Genomic DNA, 17093 nt, shown 5'->3' with positions numbered 1-17093 from the left:
CAAGTGAACGGGATGATAAAATTTGTAGCATCAAATGATATAGATCAATCTGCGACAGAGAATAGGACGGCGTTATGTTACAGCTGAAAGGTATTCATCATATTGCCATCATCGCTGCCGATTATGCGCGGAGTAAAAGTTTTTATTGCGATATCATGGGCTTTACCCTGATCAATGAGGTCTATCGGGCGGAGCGGGATTCCTGGAAAGGCGATTTGGCGTTAAATGAACGTTACCTGATTGAGCTGTTTTCTTTCCCCGCGCCGCCGCCGCGGGTCAGCCGGCCGGAAGCGTGCGGCCTGCGGCATCTGGCCTTTGCGGTTGACGATGTGGAACAGGCCATTAGCGCGCTGACGCAGGCCGGCGTGGAATGTGAACCGATTCGCATCGATGCCGAAACGCAGCGCCGGTTTACTTTTTTGCGCGATCCCGATGGATTGCCCCTGGAACTGTATGAACGATGAAGCGTTGAACCCTGCCGCTCCCGACGACGCGCTGCTTGCCGCGCTGGCGTCGCAAACCGCCGGGCATCGGCGGATCCTGGTGGCGTACAGCGGCGGGCTGGATTCCAGCGTGCTGCTGCATCTGCTGGTGAGGCTGCGTCAAGAGCGCCAACTGGATATCCGCGCGGCTTACGTGCATCACGGTTTAAACCCGCTGGCGGAGAACTGGGCCGAACACTGTAGTCGCCAGTGCCGGCAATGGCGGGTGCCCTTTGCCCGGCTGGCGGTGACGGTGGCGGCGCAAAACGGCGGGATTGAGGCGGCGGCGCGCGAGGCGCGCTACCGGGCGTTGCGAACGCACCTGCGGGACGATGAGATTTTGCTTACCGCGCAGCATCTTGACGATCAAAGCGAAACGTTTTTACTGGCGCTTAAACGCGGCAGCGGCCCGGCGGGGCTGTCGGCGATGGCCGCCAGCGCGGCGTTGGGCGAACACAGGCTGCTGCGTCCGCTGCTGGAGTTTACCCGGCAACGGCTGGCGCAGTATGCGCGCCATCATCAGTTGGAGTGGATTGAGGATGACAGCAATCAGGATGAGCGCTTCGATCGCAATTTTCTGCGTCATCGGGTATTGCCGCTGTTAACGCGGCGCTGGCCGCATTTCCCCGCGGCGGCGGCGCGCAGCGCGCGGCTTTGCGCCGAACAGGAACAGCTGCTGGATGAACTGCTGGCGGCATCGCTGCGGGAACTGCGCCGGCCGGACGGTGCGCTGAGTATCGAGGGGCTGCTGCCGCTGAGCCCGCTACGCCGCTTTGCGCTGCTGCGCCGCTGGCTGGCCGGGGAGAACGCGCCGATGCCGTCCCGCGAACAGCTGCAGCGGCTGTGGGACGAGGTGGCCGTCAGCCGTCAGGATGCCGAGCCGGTATTGCAGCTTGGTCGGCGGCAAATCCGCCGTTTTCGTCAGCATCTTTACCTCTTGCCTTTGCTGCCGGCGGTGAAAGGCCGCGTCGTGCCGTGGTCATCGTTCACTACTCCGCTGACGCTGCCGGAGGGATTGGGGCAACTCTCTCTGGCGGATAAGGGCACGGCGGTGCGGGCGCCGGCGGAGGGCGAACGGGTCAGCGTCCGGTTTGGCGCCGCCGGCGTGGTGTATGCGGCGGGGCGGCGACACGGCCGGCAAATCAAGAAGCTGTGGCAGGAGCTGGCGGTGCCGCCATGGTGGCGCGATCGCACGCCGCTGGTGTTTTACGACGAGCAACTGATTGCGGCGGTCGGGCGGTTTGTTACCTGGGAGGGTCGGCCGAAAGAGGGGGAGCCGGTGTGGCATTTCGTCTGGCGCGAAGGCGGCTAAAACGCAAACGGACAACGCAGGGTTGTCCGTTTAAGCGCCAAGCCGACGGAGGCAGGCTAGGATTCGCTGACCACCACTTTTCCTATTTCCGGGTGGCTGAAGCTGACGATGTGGTCGAGGCGCAGTTCGCGCGTGGCGCCGGACTCCTCGATCACCAGATATTCGACGTGCTTGCGTAAGATCAGGTCACTGGCTTTACCGGTAACGGTTTCACCGCTACGCAGTTCCAGCGTCAGCGTGAGATTCTGCTGGCAGGTGGCTTCCAGATTTTCGTAATCATCACAGTTAATGGGTTGATATTCGTTACTCATTGACATAATCGCTCACCAATAAGTTAGCGGCGGCATAAGCCGCCTGTTCCCTGACAGAGGAGGGCAAATCGCCGTTGGCGGCGATGCCGTCCAGGGTTTTCAATACACAACCCAGCGCGTCGGGTATATAGCCCAGATCGCCGCTGGCGATCTCTGAGTATAAGCGGCGTACCAATTCACAGTATTCTTGCACTATATATCCTCCCTTGAAAGCTTAACCCGGTAGACATTCATGCTGTTACGACACCCGATGCTGTAAAGCCTACGAAGATAAACTCTATTTATCAAACCGACTATAGCATAGGCTCCGGCAGGATATCAGTATTACTCGGGAGCCTAATCTGTCGGTTACGTGGCGTATATCACCTTTACTGTGATGATAGAGGCAACTCAAGTACACTAGGGTGAAATAGACTTGAGGTCACAGATGGCATTAAAAGCAACGGTTTATAAGGCGGCGGTGAATATTGCGGATATGGATCGCCATTTTTTCCATGACGTCAATCTGACTATCGCCCGGCACCCCTCGGAAACGGATCAGCGCATGATGCTGCGTTTGCTGGCGTGGATCTGCCACGCGGATGAAAATCTGCGTTTTACCAAGGGGTTGAGCGCCGACGATGAGCCGGAGATCTGGCTACGCGACGACACGCTGCAGCTGCTGTTGTGGATAGAACTGGGGCTGCCGGATGAAAAGCGGCTGAAAAAAGCCTGCGGCCAGTCGCGCTCGGTGGTGCTGTACGCCTACAGCGAACGCGCCGCGCAGGTGTGGCGGCAGAACGTCGCGGGCAAGGTGGCCGGGTATCCGAATCTGACCATCCGTTTTCTGGACGATAGGCAACTGGCCCTGCTGACGGCGCTCGCCCAGCGCAATATGGCGCTACAGGCGACGCTGCAGGAAGGGACCATCTGGCTATCGGATGATAAGAATAGTCTTGAAATTTCATTTGCCGAGTGGCAAATCGCCGCAACGGAGGGATGATCGCCGGTAACGTTCTTTTTCCGGACGCAGGCTGCGGCCTGATGGCGCCGGCGATGGATATAATAAGCAAACCAACACGGCAGGAGGGTAAGGGTGAAAAAACTGGCTATCGGTGTGCTGCTGATCTCGGTGATCTCTGCGCTGATTGGGTGTCATACGCGTTCGCGGATTCAGGAAGCGCCGCTGCAGCCGATGGCGCAAAGCTATCGCGGCGTGTTGCCTTGCGCGGATTGCGCGGGGATCGATACCTCGCTGTTTCTGGACCAGGACGGCACCTTTATCCTGAAAGAGCATTATCAGACGACGCGCGCCGGACAGACGACCTTTGCGGAACAGGGGCAATGGCAGCGCACGGCGGATAAACTGGTGCTGACCGACAGCCAGGGTGAAAAACGCTATTTCCGTCCGACGGATAACGGGCTGGAGATGCTCGACAGACAGGGAGTGCCGATCCAGTCCGGCAATTCCTATCGGCTGACCGCCTCCGACGGGGCGCTGTGAGCGGGCCGGATCGCAATGGGCGCGGCGGGCGCTGATCTCTCAGCGCCCTGGCGCTTACAGCATTTTCTTCAACTGATACAGCCAGTCCAGCGCCTGACGCGGCGTGAGCGCGTCGGGGTCGATGGATTCCAGCGCCTCAAGCGCCGGGGAGGACTCATCATTGGCCAGCAGCGCCAGCTGCGCGCCGTCGATATGGCTGGATGAGGCGTTGTTGGAGAGCGTTTCCAGTTCTTTAAGCTTCTGACGCGCGCGCTTGATGACGTCTTTCGGCACCCCCGCCAATGCGGCTACCGCCAGGCCGTAGCTCTTGCTGGCCGCGCCGTCCTGTACGCTGTGCATAAAGGCGATGGTGTCGCCGTGCTCCAGCGCATCCAGATGGACGTTCACCACGCCTTCCATTTTTTCCGGCAGATTGGTCAGCTCGAAATAGTGGGTGGCGAACAGCGTCATGGCCTTGATGCGATTCGCCAGATTCTCGGCGCAGGCCCAGGCCAGGGACAAACCGTCGTAGGTCGAGGTGCCGCGTCCGATTTCATCCATCAGCACCAGGCTGTTTTCCGTGGCGTTGTGCAGGATGTTGGCCGTTTCGGTCATCTCCACCATAAAGGTCGAGCGTCCGGAGGCCAGATCGTCCGCCGCGCCGACGCGGGTGAAAATCCTGTCCACCGGACCGATGGTCGCCCGATCGGCCGGTACGAAGCAGCCGATGTGCGCCATCAGTACGATCAGCGCCGCCTGACGCATATAGGTGCTTTTCCCGCCCATATTGGGGCCGGTGATAATCAGCATGCGGCGCTGCGGCGACAGCGACAGCGGGTTGGAAATAAAGGGTTCGCTAAGCACCCGTTCCACCACCGGGTGGCGGCCGCCGCTGATTTTTATGCCGGGTCTGTCGCTGAGCGTCGGACACACGTAGTTCAGCGTGTCGGCGCGCTCCGCCAGGTTCGCCAGCACGTCCAGTTCGGCCAGGGCGGCGGCGCTCTGCTGCAGATCCGCCAGATGGGGCAGCAGCAAATCGAAGAGTTCGTCATAGAGCGCTTTTTCCAGCGCCAGCGCCTTGCCTTTGGAGGTCAGCACCTTATCTTCGTACTCTTTCAACTCGGGGATGATATAGCGCTCGGCGTTTTTCAGCGTTTGGCGACGAACATAGTGGATAGGCACCAGATGGCTCTGGCCGCGGCTGACCTGAATGTAATAGCCGTGAACGCCGTTAAACCCGACCTTCAGCGTATCCAGCCCCAGCTTTTCCCGCTCGCGGATTTCCAGCTTATCCAGATAATCGCTGGCGCCGGCGGCCAGCGCGCGCCATTCGTCCAGTTCGGCGTTGTAGCCCGGCGCAATCACGCCGCCGTCGCGCACCAGCACCGGCGGCGCCTCAATGACGGCTCGTTCAAGCAGATCCCGCAGCTCGTCGAACTGCCCGATCTGCGCGACCAGGCGGCGGATAGCGTCGCTTTCCAGCGGGGCCAGCTGCGCCCGGATATCCGGAAATTGCTGAAAGGCGTGCCGCATGCGCGCTAAATCACGCGGGCGGGCGGAACGCAGCGCCAGACGCGCCAGAATACGCTCCAGATCGCCCACCTGCCGCAGGTAGGGCTGTAATTCCGGCGTAATATCCCGCAGCGCCGCTATCGCCTGCTGACGCTGCGTCAAGGCGGCGATGTCCCGGCTGGGCATATGGATCCAGCGTTTCAGCATCCGGCTGCCCATCGCGGTCACCGTGCAGTCAAGGACGGCCGCCAGCGTATTTTCCGTGCCGCCGGAGAGATTTTGCGTCAGTTCCAGATTGCGCCGCGTGGCGGCATCCATAATGATGCCGTCCTGCTGCCGTTCCATGGTGATGCCGCGAATATGCGGCAGGGAGGTGCGCTGGGTATCCTTGGCGTATTGCAGCAGACAGCCCGCGGCGCGCAGCGCGAGTTTGGCCTGCTCGACGCCGAAGCCGTTGAGATCCCGGGTGCCGAACTGCAGATTGAGCTGCTGGCGGGCGGTATCGAGCTCGAACTCCCACAGCGGACGGCGGCGTAAACCGTGGCGCTGCTCAATCAACGACATGGATTCAAACGACTCGGGGTAGAGCAGTTCGGCCGGATTGGTGCGCTGTAATTCGGCGGCCATGGTTTCGCTATCGGCCGGTTCGGTGACCCGAAAACGTCCGGAGCTGATATCCAGCGTGGCATAGCCGAAGCCGCGGCCGTCTTGCCAGATCGCCGCGAGAAGATTGTCCTGTTTTTCCTGCAGCAGCGCTTCATCGCTGATGGTGCCGGGGGTGACGATACGCACCACCTTGCGCTCCACCGGCCCTTTGCTGGCGGCCGGATCGCCGATCTGTTCGCAAATGGCGACCGACTCGCCCAGTTGCACCAGCTTGGCCAGATAGTTCTCGACGGCATGGTGCGGCACGCCGGCCATGGGAATAGGCTCTCCGGCGGAAGCGCCGCGTTTGGTCAGCGAGATATCAAGCAGCTGCGACGCCCGTTTGGCATCGTCATAAAACAGCTCGTAAAAGTCGCCCATGCGATAGAACAGCAGAATTTCCGGATGTTGCGCCTTGAGCTTGAAATACTGCTGCATCATTGGCGTATGGCTGGCAAGGTCCTTGTCAATCGACTGATTCATATTGATTTTACTCGGTTTTTCACTCTATCTGTTAGCTCTGGAGGCGCTGGGAAAATGGTCGAGCCTTATCTTATCACCGACACCCCAGATTATTCACCTGTACGAGGCGGGGTGAAAATCAGCGCAACGGCGAATATACAGGATTCGGCGGCGGATTGATTGCGGCGGAGGTCGCGCCCACGGCGGTAAAGCACCACCGGACGTTATCAGAGCCGCGATGGAAAATGTATCTGATTTTGCGAATATTGATCGGGCGCGCGAAGCGGCTCGCAACTTTGTCGAGGTAAAGCGCGTTAGCGTCCTTTCGCCAGGTACTGCGCCATTTCCGCTTCCGGCACCATCCCCCCGCCGGTCGCCCACACCAGATGCGTGGCGTTATTTAATCGCCCCGCGCTGAATGCGTGCATCCGCTGGTAATCCGTCGAGGCGCAAACGCGCTGAGGTCCGGCCATGCCTGCCAGCGCCGACGGCTCCAGGCGAATGCCTTCTTCCTGCGCCAGCCAGCCCAGCATGTCATACATGGTTTGATCGTCGAGGGTATAGAGCCCGTCAAGCAGTCGCTCCATTGCCCTGCCGACAAAACCCGAGGCGCGCCCTACAGCCAGACCATCCGCGGCCGTCAGGTTATCGATGCCAATTTCCTGTACGGAAATAGCATCGTGCAGACCGGTGTAGACCCCAAGCAGCATGCAGGGTGAATGGGTAGGTTCTGCGAAGAAGCAGTGTACATTGTCGCCAAACGCCAGTTTTAGGCCAAACGCCACGCCGCCGGGACCGCCGCCGACGCCGCATGGCAGATAGACAAACAGAGGATGGTCGGCATCCACCACGCGCCCTTGCCGCGCGAACTGCGCTTTCAGGCGCTGCCCGGCGACCGCATAGCCTAAAAATAGCGTGCGGGAGTTTTCATCGTCGATAAAGAAACAGTTCGCATCGGACTCCGCCGCCTTACGCCCTTGCTCCACGGCCACACCGTAATCTTCCTCGTATTCCACCACCGTTACGCCGTGACTGCGCAATTTGGCTTTTTTCCATGCGCGCGCGTCGGCCGACATATGCACCGTGACGTTAAAGCCGATGCAGGCGCTCATGATGCCGATCGACAGTCCCAGGTTACCGGTCGAACCCACGGCGATGCCGTACTGGCTAAAGAACCGTTTGAATGCTGGGGAGAGCAGAATGCCGTAGTCATCTTCGGTGGTCAGCAGGCCGGCGGCCAGCGCCAGTTTTTCAGCATGCGCCAGTACTTCATAAATGCCTCCACGGGCTTTGATGGAGCCGGAAATCGGTAAGTGGCTGTCTTTTTTCAGCAATATTTCGCCGCTGATTTTCTGTCCGTACTCTTTTTCCAGCCGTTTTTGCATGGCGGGAATGGCGGCCAGCTCGGACTCGATAATCCCGCCGGTTGCGGCGGTTTCGGGGAACGCTTTTGCCAGATAGGGCGCAAAACGGGTCAGGCGGGCATGGGCGTCCTGAACATCCTGCTCCGTCAGGCCGGCATAGGGCAAACCATCGGCCAGAGAGGTGGTGGCCGGGTTAAACCAGGTCGTTTCCTTGAGCGCGACCAGTTCCTCCACCAGAGGATACCGGGCGATTAATGCGTTTATGTCGGCGTTTTTCATAGTACGTCTCGTTATCCTCGCGAAAAGGGTTTACCACACCTGATAGATCCGGCCGCTTTCGACGCCTTCCACGCTGCGGCGGTAGGCTTTGGCGACGCGCTCGCCGGGGGCGCTTTCAAATCCGGGGAAGAACGGACCGTAGCTGTCCAGGGATTCGGTCAATACCGTAGGGCTCACGCCGTTGAGCCTGATGTTGCGCAGCTCGCAGGCGGCCGAGAGGATAAACCCTTCCAGCGCGGCGTTGACCGTGGTGGCATTAACGCCGTCCCGGATGGGGTTCTGGGCCAGAACGCCGGTCGTCAGGGTGATCGAGCCGCCCGCCGAGAGGTGATGCTGCCCCTGGAGGACGATGCGGACCTGGCCCAGCAGCTTGTCCTGTAGTCCGATCTGGAATTGTTCGGCGCTCATGCCGTCGAGCGGGCCGAAGTGGACGTTGCCGGTGGCGCTGACGATGGCGTCCAGCGTGCCGACATTGGCGAACAGCGCCGAGACGCTGTCGTCCGAGGTCAGGTCCACCTGAAAATCTCCCGAATGCCTCCCTGCCGTCAGAATATGATGATCCTTGCCAAGCTCGCGGGCGACGGCGCTGCCGACGGCGCCTGAGGCGCCGATGATAAGTATTTTCATAAATGCTCCTTTAACTGCCATGGGTTTAACTCTGGACCCTGTTGCGCAATAAGCCGTGGAACCGACGCGCGGCGGCGGAACCGCAGTCTGTTTTACCATATCCGTCCGACCGGTTCCCCCCTGTTATCGCGGATGTTAAATATAAGTAAATAGTATTATTTAGCGTTATTCGTTTTGTGATTTTATAATTTCATTCTAATGCATACAATTTTGCACACAATAGTGATGGCAAAATAAATGTGCTTTTCAGCGCGCTGTGGAGGAATGATGATGAGTACTGGTTATTTAACGGCGGTCGAAAAGCATTCTGCGCAGCAAAAGACGCAAAATTCCGAGGATTACGCCAGCGGAGACTTTATTCAGCTACAGAAAGTGAATAAAGCCTACGGCGATTTGTCGGTGATGAAAGATTTTGATCTGACGATGAAAGCCAGCGACCGGCTGGTTATTATCGGCCCCAGCGGAAGCGGAAAAAGCTCTTTATTAAGAGTATTGATGGGGTTGGAGGGAATAGATTCCGGGACGATAAACTTTCAGAAGCAGCACTATATTACCGGCAGCGATTTCAAAAAAGTCAATATTCTGGATTTCAATATTCAAAGACAGATTGGCATGGTTTTTCAGCACTATACCTTATTCCCGCATTTATCGGTGCTGCATAACCTGATCCTGTCGCCGGTGAAAGTTCATGGCGTAACCAAAAAAGCGGCGATCGACAAGGCGATGTCCCTGCTGGCCAGATTCGGCCTGGAAAGTAAACGCAGCGCCTACCCCAGCCAGCTGTCCGGCGGGCAGAAGCAGCGCGTCGCCATCGCCCGCGCGCTGATGCTGGAGCCGAAACTGATGCTGTTCGACGAGGTGACCTCGGCGCTGGATCCGGAAATGGTGACGGAAGTACAGAAAGTGATGATGCAGCTGGCCGAACAGAATATGGCGATGATTATCGTCACGCACGATATGCATTTCGCCCGCCATATCGCCACGCGCGTGGTTTTCTGCGCCGAAGGCAAAATCGTGGAGCAAGGCCCCCCGGAAAGAATATTTACCCAGCCTGAAGAGGCGCGCACCCGCGAGTTTTTAGAGAAAGTCCTCCACCTTGATTAAATGAGGCCGGCAATGAATTACCAATTCGATTTTCATTTTCTCAACGGCAGTTTTCCCGCCCTGTGGGATGGATTAATGGTGACGCTGGAGCTGGCGCTGCTGGCGAATATTATCGGCCTCACGCTGGGTTTTCTGGTCTGCCTGATGGCGATGAGCCGGGTATTTATTTTCCGCTGGCCCGCGCTGTTATTTATTGAGTTTTTCCGCTGTACGCCGGTGTTATTGCAGATTGTCTGGTTCTACTACTGCGTGCCGATACTGTTTAATCTTTTTATCGATCCGCTGTTTATGGGGATTCTGGCGCTGGGGCTTAATTTGACCGCTTTCAACGCCGAGGCCTATCGCGCCGGCGTCCAGGCGGTGCCGCGCGAACAGCGGGACGCCGGCGTCGCGTTGGGTCTGCGGCCGTGGCAGCAGACGCTGTATGTGGTGCTGCCGCAGGCGTTCAGATCCGCGCTGCCGGTGTTGATGACCAACGGCATCTCCATCCTGCAGCAGAGCGCGCTGGTCGCCATTGTCGCCATCGCCGACCTGATGTACGTGGGCAAAAGTATCGCCACCGAATCCTACCGCCCGCTTGAGATCTATTCATTGATCGCCCTGATCTATTTCGCCTTGTCGCTGCCGGTTTCGCTGGTGGTCGGCGGTATTGAACGCCGTCAGAACGCGGCGAGCGGACGCTGAGGTAGCTATGATGACTCTCGATTTTTCAATCGTTTTTTCCTACTGGCGGGTACTGCTGGACGGCCTGGGGCTGACGCTGGCGTTTACGCTGAGCAGCGCGCTGATTGGCTGCCTGGCGGGGTTTTTGGTGGCGTCGGTGCGGCTGTCGCGCTTCAAAATACTCGGCTGCCTGGTCACGCTGTACGTCGAGTTTTTTCGCGGCACGCCGCTGCTAATCCAGCTGTTCTGGGTGTTTTTCTGCTTTCCGGTGTTATTCCGCATCGATATTCCCCCTTATGGCTGCGTGATGATATCCCTGGTGCTCTATATGGCCGCCATCAGCAGCGAAACATTCCGCTCTTCGCTCAAGTCCATCGAAAGAGAGCAGTACGACGCCTGCACGGCCCTCGGACTCGGCTGGCGGGTGAGAGTGTCATACGTCATTTTCCCTCAGGCGCTGCTACGGGCCGTTCCCCCGCTGCTTTCCAATATCGTCAGCCTGTTTAAAGAGAGCGCGCTGATTTCGTCGGTGGGCGTGGCGGACCTGATGTTCGTCGGACAGAACATATCGAACAGCACCGCGCGTCCCGTTGAGTTTCTGAGTGCGGTCGCGGTGATCTATTTCGTCGTCGCCTTTCCGCTGACGCGCCTTGTCGGCGTGATAGAGCAGCGCTTACTGCGCCGTTATGCCATGTAATTTTTCATTAACTGGAGATGTGAATATGCAACTGACCGGCATTCTTCCCGCCCTGGTGACCCCGTTCACCGCCAAGGGCGCCGTGGATTACGACACCCTGGCGGCGATTCTGGAGTATCAGCTGAAAGCGGGCGTCAACGGGTTTGTTCCGCTGGGATCCACCGGCGAATATTACGCGCTGACCAACGAAGAGCGGCGCCAGATCCTCAGGACGGTGCGCAGCGTGGTCAACGGCCGCGGCACGCTGATCGCGGGGGCGAACGGCTCCTGCACGCGCGAGGTGATCGAGCAGGTAAAGCAGGCGGTCGACGAGGGCTATAGCAATCTGCTGATTGCGCCGCCTTATTACGCCCTGCCTTCGCAGGAAGAGCTGATCGGCCATTACCAGGCGATCCTCGACGCTTTCCCGCAGATCAATCTGGTGCTTTATAACTACCCGATTCGCACCAACGTCGAAGTGGGATTCGGCGTGCTGGAGGCGTTTAAGGATCATCCGCGGGTGGTCGGCATCAAAGAGAGCAGCGGCAGCGTGCAGCGCGCCATCGAAATCAGCGACAGCTACGGTGAAAACTATCAGCTCTCCTGCGGCTCCGACGACGTGGCGCTCGATTTCTTCCTCTGGGGCGCCTCAAGCTGGATATGCGGGCCGGCCAACTGCTTCCCGGAAAAGATTGTCTCCTTCTACCGCCGCTACGCCGCCGGGGATCTGGCGGGCGCTCAGGAGGTGGTGCGCGCGCTGTTCCCGGTGATGGCGAGCATGGAAGCCGGAAAATTCATTCAGAAGGTGAAGTATGGCTGCGAACTGGCGGGTTTCGCCGTCGGGAATGCGCGTATGCCGCTGCAGCCGCTGACGGAAGAGGAAAAGACGGCGTTCCGTGAGGTGTTTACCGCGGCTAACCGCTGAATTCGTTCGCGAGCCGTTACGTGAAAACGGCCCGCGGCGCTGAAACTGAATTCCCGGCCTTTGGCCGACGGAGTGTACGTATGCAGTTGTTTAACCAGCTTTATATTGACGGTAAGTGGGTGGACCCGGTGCAAGGCGGCCGCTTCGCCACCCTCGATCCCAGCAGCGAAGAGGTCATTTCTCAGGTGGCCGCGGCGACGGCGGAAGATATCGATCTGGCGGTGAACGCGGCGCGCCAGGCGTTCGACCAGGGGCCGTGGGGCGCGACCACGGGCCGGGAGCGGGCCGGCGTGCTGCGCCGCATGGCCGATTTGATTCGCCGGCGCCAGCAATTCCTGGCCGAACTGGAGGTGCGCGATAACGGCAAGCCGCTGCCCGAAGCTCTGTGGGATATCGGCGACACGGCCGGTTGTTTTGATTTCTACGCCGATCTGGCTGAAAAACTGGACCAAAACGGCGAACAGCCGGTGCCGTTGCCCGATGAGCGCTTCAGCTCCGTTGCGCGCAGGGAGCCGGTAGGCGTCTGCGGCGCCATTATTCCCTGGAATTTCCCCATGCTGATGGCGGCGTGGAAAGTCGCCCCCGCGCTGGCGGCGGGCTGCACGGTGGTGCTCAAACCGTCGGAAGTCACGCCGCTCACGGCGCTGCAACTGGCGGATATCGCCGATAAGGCCGGCTTGCCGCCCGGCGTGCTGAATGTGGTCACCGGGCTGGGGGCCGAGGCCGGCGCGCCGCTGACGGAGCATGAGGGCATCGACAAGCTGGCGTTTACCGGCAGCGTGCCGACGGGCAGAAAAATCATGCAGGCCGCGGCGCGGGAGATTAAAAACGTCAGTCTGGAACTGGGGGGGAAATCGCCTTTTCTGGTGTTTGCCGACAGCGACGTCGACGCCGCGGTGGAGTGGATCCTGTTCGGCATTTTCTGGAACAAGGGCGAGGTTTGCTCGGCGACCTCCCGGGTGCTGGTGCAGCGGGAGATCTATGACCAACTGATGAGCCGGCTGATTGAAGAGACGGAAAAAATCACCATCGGCAACGGCATGGAGAAGGGCGTTCTGCTGGGGCCGCTGGTGAACGGCGACCAGTATCAGAAAGTGCGCGACGCCATCGAACGAGGGAAGCGGGAGGGAGTCCGGCTGGCGACGGGCGGGGCGCGCCCGCTGCACGTCGACAAAGGCTATTTTATCGAGCCGACGGTATTTGCCGATGTGCCGACCGACAGTTGGATCTGGCGCGAAGAGATCTTCGGTCCGGTGGTGTGCGTGCGCGCTTTCGACAGCGAAGCGGAGGCGATCGCGCTGGCCAATGACTCCCGTTTCGGGCTGGCGGCGGCGGTGATGTCAAAGGATCTGGCGCGCTGCGATCGCGTCGCCCGCCGGTTGCGCGCCGGCATCCTGTGGATCAACTGTTCCCAGCCCACCTTTACCGAAGCGCCCTGGGGCGGCGTCAAGCAGAGCGGCATCGGCCGGGAGCTTGGCGAATGGGGATTGAATAACTACATGGAGGTCAAGCAGATAACCCGTTACGACAGCGCTGAACCCTGGGGCTGGTATCTTAAATAAGGAACGCAACCATGCGCTGGAAAAAAACGCTGCAACTGGTGGATGTGCACTGCGAAGGCGAGATAGGCAAAGTGATCACCTCGGGCGTAATCGATATTCCCGGCCGGACGATGCTCGATAAAATGAACTACATCAACGAGGTGGATGACAGTATTCGCCGCATGGTGACGCTGGAGCCGCGCGGATGTTTGCAGATGTCGGTGAATCTGCTGCTGCCGCCCACCGTGCCCGGCGCCCATGCGGGGTTTATCGTGCTGCAGGCGGACAGGGCGCACCCGATGTCGGGCAGCAACTGCATTTGCGTGGTGACGGCGCTGCTGGAGCTGGGCATGGTCGAGATGCAGGAACCGCAGACCAGGGTGGTTCTCGACACGCCGGTGGGGCTGGTCACCGCGCTGGCCAGCTGTTCGGCGGGCCGCTGTACCGGCGTGACGCTGGATATGGTGCCGGCATTCGTTGAAAAGCTGGACGCGGGGTTCGCCGTCAAGGAATTCGGTGAAATCAAGGCCGATATCGCTTTCGGCGGCGTCTATTACGCGCTGGTCGACGTGGAGCAGGTCGGGCTGCCGATCGCGCCGGAAAACGCCAGAGCCCTCGGCGGCTATGGGATCATGCTGCGCGACAGTATCAATCGGCAGATTCAGGTGCGCCATCCGCTGTTTGAACAGGTTCGGGGCATCGCCTATGTCATGTTCCGCAGCAAAGAGGAAGGAAACGTCTGGCGAACCTGCACCACGCTGCCGCCCGGACGCGTCGATCGCTCTCCCTGCGGCACCGGCAGTTCGGCCAATCTGGCGGCGCTGCATGCCCGGGGCGCGGTCGAAACGGGGAGTAAACTGATTTCGCGTTCGATCATCGGCGGCGAGTTTCACATCGAACTGCTGGGCACGACCACGGTCGGCGATAAGATCGCCGTCTTGCCCAGAGTTACCGGGCGCGCCTGGATTTACGGCATTCAGCAGTTGGGTATCGACCCCGATGACCCGCTGGCGGCGGGGTTTATGCTGAGCGATACCTGGGGACCGGCTTTATCCTGAAATATTTTCCGGGAGGATTAAATCGGCCGTAAAAAAATAGGAAAAATATTAGGAAAAATAATATTTCGCGTTATTGGATAAATTAAATTCCATCGGTTTTCGACGGAATGGTCGCGTTCGGCCAAATAAAAATCCGTTCAAAATAAGAAATAAATATGCCGTCTGCTATTTATTTGCGTTAAATGAATGGCAGCGTATTGAAAATAAATAAATATATCTGGGAATTATTTTTTGTGCCGGTTAGCGCTTAAAAGATAAAAAAATAATATTGGATTCCAGCTGGTTTTTTATGTTGTTATGCCATAAATATTATGTGTACAGTTTTGTATGCATAAAACGGAACCACAGTATTAATTCAGCCGGTGAAATAAAAATATTTCGTCGACAGGTCGCTTTTTATTAATCAGCAGGCGTCGGGGTGAAGATAATGAATGGCAGCGTAAAGGGTGAAGCACCAAAATCGGTGGTGGTCGGGGGAGGCATTGTCGGGGTCTGTTGCGCCTTGTACCTGCAGCGCGAAGGCCACAGCGTTTCGCTGGTCGATCCCGCTCCGCCCGGAGACAGCACGGCCAAGTGGAGCTGCGGGTTGATGGCGGTCAGCGAGATTATTCCGCTGTCCAAGCCCGGCATTCTCAAGCGTATTCCCGGCTGGCTGCTGGATCAAAAAAGTCCTCTGGCGCTGCGACCGTCCGCGCTGCCGACCGTTTTTCCCTGGTTTCTGCGTTTCGTCAGCAATGCCCGCCACAGCCGGATCGGCGCCATCGCCCATGCCATGTCCACGCTGTCGCACCAGGTTTATCAGGATTACACGCCGCTGCTGGCGGAGTGCGAGCAAAAGAATCTGCTGGGCGAGTATCCGGTGATCGAACTGTTCGATACCGCGGCCGGCATTGAGGACGAGCGCGCGCTGCTGGAGCTGCGCCAGCAGCTGGGGTTCAAGCTGGAGATACTCAACGGCGATCGGATCGGGGAGCTCGAACCGGCGCTGGCGGGGAAATTCCGCTACGGCCTGCTGCTGCCGGACTGGCGGGCGGTGCGGGATACGGAAGGATTTATCGCCTCGCTGACGGAAAGCTTTATCCGCCAGGGGGGACGTCGTATTTCCGGCGTCGTCGAGCGTATTGACGAGTCCGACGGGCGGGCCAGCGGCATCAGGCTGAGTGACGGCCGGGGGCTTCCCGCCGACCATGTGGTGATCGCGGCGGGCACCGGGGCGCGGGCCTTCTTTAAACAGCTGGGGGTGAATATTCCGCTGACCGGCATCGCCGGCTATCAGGTATTGCTCCCCACGCCGGAGGTGGACATCCGCCATCCGCTGATCTACGCCGACGGCGGGTTCGGTTTTACCCCGATGACGCGCGGCTTGCAGATTGGGGGAACCATCGAGTTTGCCGGCGCCAACGCCGAACCGAATTTCAAACGCGCGGAGATCATTCTCGAACGGGCGAAACGGATATTGCCGCAGTTGAATACCGCGAATCTGGAATACGGCATCGGCAATCGTCCGTTTCTGCCCGATACCAAACCGGTGATCGATCGCGCCCGGCGCCTGCCCAACGTGCTGCTGGCGCTGGGGCACGGTCAACTGGGTCTGGTTTTGGGCGCCACCACCGGCCGTCTGATCGCCGATCTGGCCGCCGGACGGCGGCCGGCGCAGGATCTGACGCCGTTCAGCGCCGGCCGCTTCTCGTCGGGCGGCTAAGCCGGGTCCGGGGGAAATCGCATCCGCCTGCGCGGGTGCGCAATATGGCGCGCCGTCAGGCCGAGGCGCCGTGTTCAGGGTTACTTCGTAAACCACTAGCGTTCAGGGGAAAATACCATGAAAAATATCATTTTTCGTCATATCCGCAGGCTGTCGTACTCTTTGTTCGGCGCGGCGCTGCTGCTGCCGCAACTCCCCGCGCAGGCCGCCGAGCAGGGGTTCTGGCAGCGGGTGCAAAGCGCGGGCGTGCTGCGCTGCGGCGCGGCCACCGCTCCCCCCTATGTTATGCGCGACGCAAAAACCGGCGCTTACAGCGGCTACTTCGCCGAACTGTGCCGGGACTTCGGGGAAAAGGTGCTGAAGGTGAAAGTCCGTTTTGTGGATGCCAGCTGGGACACGATGGTGGCCGGGCTGCAGAGCGACAAATGGGATCTGGCCATGGCGCTCAATCAGACGCCGGAACGCGCCCTGGCCGTCGCTTTTTCCGTCGCCGCCACCGATTACCAGATCTCCTTTCTGATCAACAAAGACAACCCGAAACTCCGTGAGGCGGGCGACACGCTGGCGGATTACGATCGCCAGGACGTCACCTTTGTGGTCATGTCGGGAACGGCGGGGGACAAAGCCATCAGCGCCGCGGTCAAGAATGGCAAAATCATGCGCCTGCCGGGAAATGACGAAACGCGGCTGGCGCTGATGGCGCGCCGCGCCGATGTGCTGGTGGACGCCAGCGACACCAACCATCTGTTCGCGGTCGCCAATCCCGGCTGGACGAAAGAGATTTTTCCCGCTCCGGCGCTGGCCAAACAGGGGGTATCGTTCGGTTTGCCGCGCAACATTTCCGCGGCGGATCTGCAGGTGCTGAATATCTATCTTACCCAGCGCCGCGAAATGGGGGAGATCGACGCGCTCGTCAATCAGGCGTCGGAAGAGGCCAACGCGCAAAACAAACCCGCACAATAGTTTTC

At 59.4% G+C, this 17093-nt stretch carries 16 protein-coding genes and 1 pseudogene; 12 read left to right on the top strand and 5 right to left on the bottom strand.

Annotated features, from left to right (window positions below; genetic code table 11):
- Nucleotides 1-74 precede the first annotated feature (74 nt).
- Both MFP24_RS04225 and tilS read left to right on the top strand, forming a co-directional pair.
- Nucleotides 75-464 carry a VOC family protein gene (locus MFP24_RS04225; protein ID WP_249229361.1) on the top strand — a complete coding sequence of 130 codons (390 nt, stop codon included), beginning with the start codon at nucleotides 75-77 and terminating at the stop codon, nucleotides 462-464.
- Entirely contained in the window at nucleotides 454-1794 is a 1341-nt protein-coding gene (gene tilS / locus MFP24_RS04220; protein ID WP_249229362.1) for a tRNA lysidine(34) synthetase TilS, read from the top strand. The genes MFP24_RS04225 and tilS overlap by 11 nt, the downstream gene beginning before the upstream one ends.
- A 56-nt stretch (nucleotides 1795-1850) precedes the next feature.
- Here the strand turns inward: tilS and rof are convergent, their stop codons facing one another.
- Both rof and MFP24_RS04210 read right to left on the bottom strand, forming a co-directional pair.
- On the bottom strand, nucleotides 1851-2111 hold the full coding sequence (gene rof / locus MFP24_RS04215; RefSeq protein ID WP_249229363.1) for a Rho-binding antiterminator: 261 nt from the start codon (nucleotides 2109-2111) through the stop codon (nucleotides 1851-1853).
- Nucleotides 2098-2298, bottom strand: coding sequence for a YaeP family protein (locus MFP24_RS04210; protein WP_249229365.1), 201 nt, complete (start codon nucleotides 2296-2298; stop codon nucleotides 2098-2100). Before MFP24_RS04210 ends, rof begins: the two co-directional genes overlap by 14 nt.
- Nucleotides 2299-2532: 234 nt before the next feature.
- Here MFP24_RS04210 and MFP24_RS04205 point away from each other — a divergent pair, with 234 nt between their 5' ends.
- Both MFP24_RS04205 and MFP24_RS04200 read left to right on the top strand, forming a co-directional pair.
- Nucleotides 2533-3087 carry a YaeQ family protein gene (locus MFP24_RS04205; protein ID WP_249229366.1) on the top strand — a complete coding sequence of 185 codons (555 nt, stop codon included), beginning with the start codon at nucleotides 2533-2535 and terminating at the stop codon, nucleotides 3085-3087.
- A 93-nt stretch (nucleotides 3088-3180) separates the two neighbouring features.
- Nucleotides 3181-3585 (top strand): annotated as a pseudogene (locus tag MFP24_RS04200) (copper resistance protein NlpE N-terminal domain-containing protein); the annotation flags it as partial.
- Nucleotides 3586-3642: 57 nt separating this feature from the next.
- Here MFP24_RS04200 and mutS read toward each other — a convergent pair.
- From mutS to MFP24_RS04185, 3 genes are all read right to left on the bottom strand, one after another.
- Complete coding sequence (mutS, locus tag MFP24_RS04195) at nucleotides 3643-6207, bottom strand: DNA mismatch repair protein MutS (protein ID WP_249229367.1); 2565 nt, start codon at nucleotides 6205-6207, stop codon at nucleotides 3643-3645.
- Nucleotides 6208-6500: 293 nt separating this feature from the next.
- Nucleotides 6501-7829: a D-serine ammonia-lyase gene (gene dsdA / locus MFP24_RS04190; protein WP_249229368.1), complete on the bottom strand. Its 1329-nt coding sequence runs from the start codon at nucleotides 7827-7829 to the stop codon at nucleotides 6501-6503.
- Nucleotides 7830-7859: 30 nt separating this feature from the next.
- The gene (locus tag MFP24_RS04185; RefSeq protein WP_249229369.1) at nucleotides 7860-8456 is read right to left on the bottom strand and encodes a short chain dehydrogenase; all 597 of its coding nucleotides are present in this window, start codon (nucleotides 8454-8456) and stop codon (nucleotides 7860-7862) included.
- Between the two features lie 270 nt (nucleotides 8457-8726).
- Between MFP24_RS04185 and MFP24_RS04180 the strand changes: the two genes are divergently transcribed.
- The 8 genes from MFP24_RS04180 to MFP24_RS04145 all read left to right on the top strand — a co-directional run bounded on the left by MFP24_RS04180 (nucleotide 8727) and on the right by MFP24_RS04145 (nucleotide 17088).
- Nucleotides 8727-9560 carry an amino acid ABC transporter ATP-binding protein gene (locus tag MFP24_RS04180; protein WP_249229370.1) on the top strand — a complete coding sequence of 278 codons (834 nt, stop codon included), beginning with the start codon at nucleotides 8727-8729 and terminating at the stop codon, nucleotides 9558-9560.
- A 12-nt stretch (nucleotides 9561-9572) separates the two neighbouring features.
- Complete coding sequence (locus MFP24_RS04175; RefSeq protein ID WP_249229371.1) at nucleotides 9573-10244, top strand: amino acid ABC transporter permease; 672 nt, start codon at nucleotides 9573-9575, stop codon at nucleotides 10242-10244.
- A gap of 7 nt (nucleotides 10245-10251) precedes the next feature.
- Complete coding sequence (locus MFP24_RS04170; RefSeq protein ID WP_249229372.1) at nucleotides 10252-10920, top strand: amino acid ABC transporter permease; 669 nt, start codon at nucleotides 10252-10254, stop codon at nucleotides 10918-10920.
- A 25-nt stretch (nucleotides 10921-10945) separates the two neighbouring features.
- Nucleotides 10946-11824: a 4-hydroxy-tetrahydrodipicolinate synthase gene (gene dapA / locus MFP24_RS04165; protein ID WP_249229373.1), complete on the top strand. Its 879-nt coding sequence runs from the start codon at nucleotides 10946-10948 to the stop codon at nucleotides 11822-11824.
- A gap of 80 nt (nucleotides 11825-11904) precedes the next feature.
- Nucleotides 11905-13386 (top strand): aldehyde dehydrogenase family protein, encoded by a 1482-nt coding sequence (locus tag MFP24_RS04160; RefSeq protein WP_249229375.1) that lies wholly within the window; start codon nucleotides 11905-11907, stop codon nucleotides 13384-13386.
- Nucleotides 13387-13397: 11 nt separating this feature from the next.
- A complete protein-coding gene (locus MFP24_RS04155) occupies nucleotides 13398-14423 on the top strand; it encodes a proline racemase family protein (RefSeq protein WP_249229376.1) in 1026 nt (341 codons plus the stop codon).
- A gap of 427 nt (nucleotides 14424-14850) precedes the next feature.
- Nucleotides 14851-16125, top strand: coding sequence for an NAD(P)/FAD-dependent oxidoreductase (locus tag MFP24_RS04150; protein ID WP_249229378.1), 1275 nt, complete (start codon nucleotides 14851-14853; stop codon nucleotides 16123-16125).
- Nucleotides 16126-16242: 117 nt separating this feature from the next.
- Entirely contained in the window at nucleotides 16243-17088 is an 846-nt protein-coding gene (locus tag MFP24_RS04145) for a transporter substrate-binding domain-containing protein (RefSeq protein WP_249229379.1), read from the top strand.
- The last annotated feature ends 5 nt before the right edge of the window (nucleotides 17089-17093 follow it).

Source organism: Brenneria tiliae (genome assembly GCF_023347575.1).
In the GTDB taxonomy this organism is placed as follows: Bacteria; Pseudomonadota; Gammaproteobacteria; order Enterobacterales; family Enterobacteriaceae; genus Brenneria; species Brenneria corticis.
The sequence above is the reverse complement of the archived record's forward strand: the minus strand, read 5'-3'. Positions and strand labels throughout refer to the sequence as shown.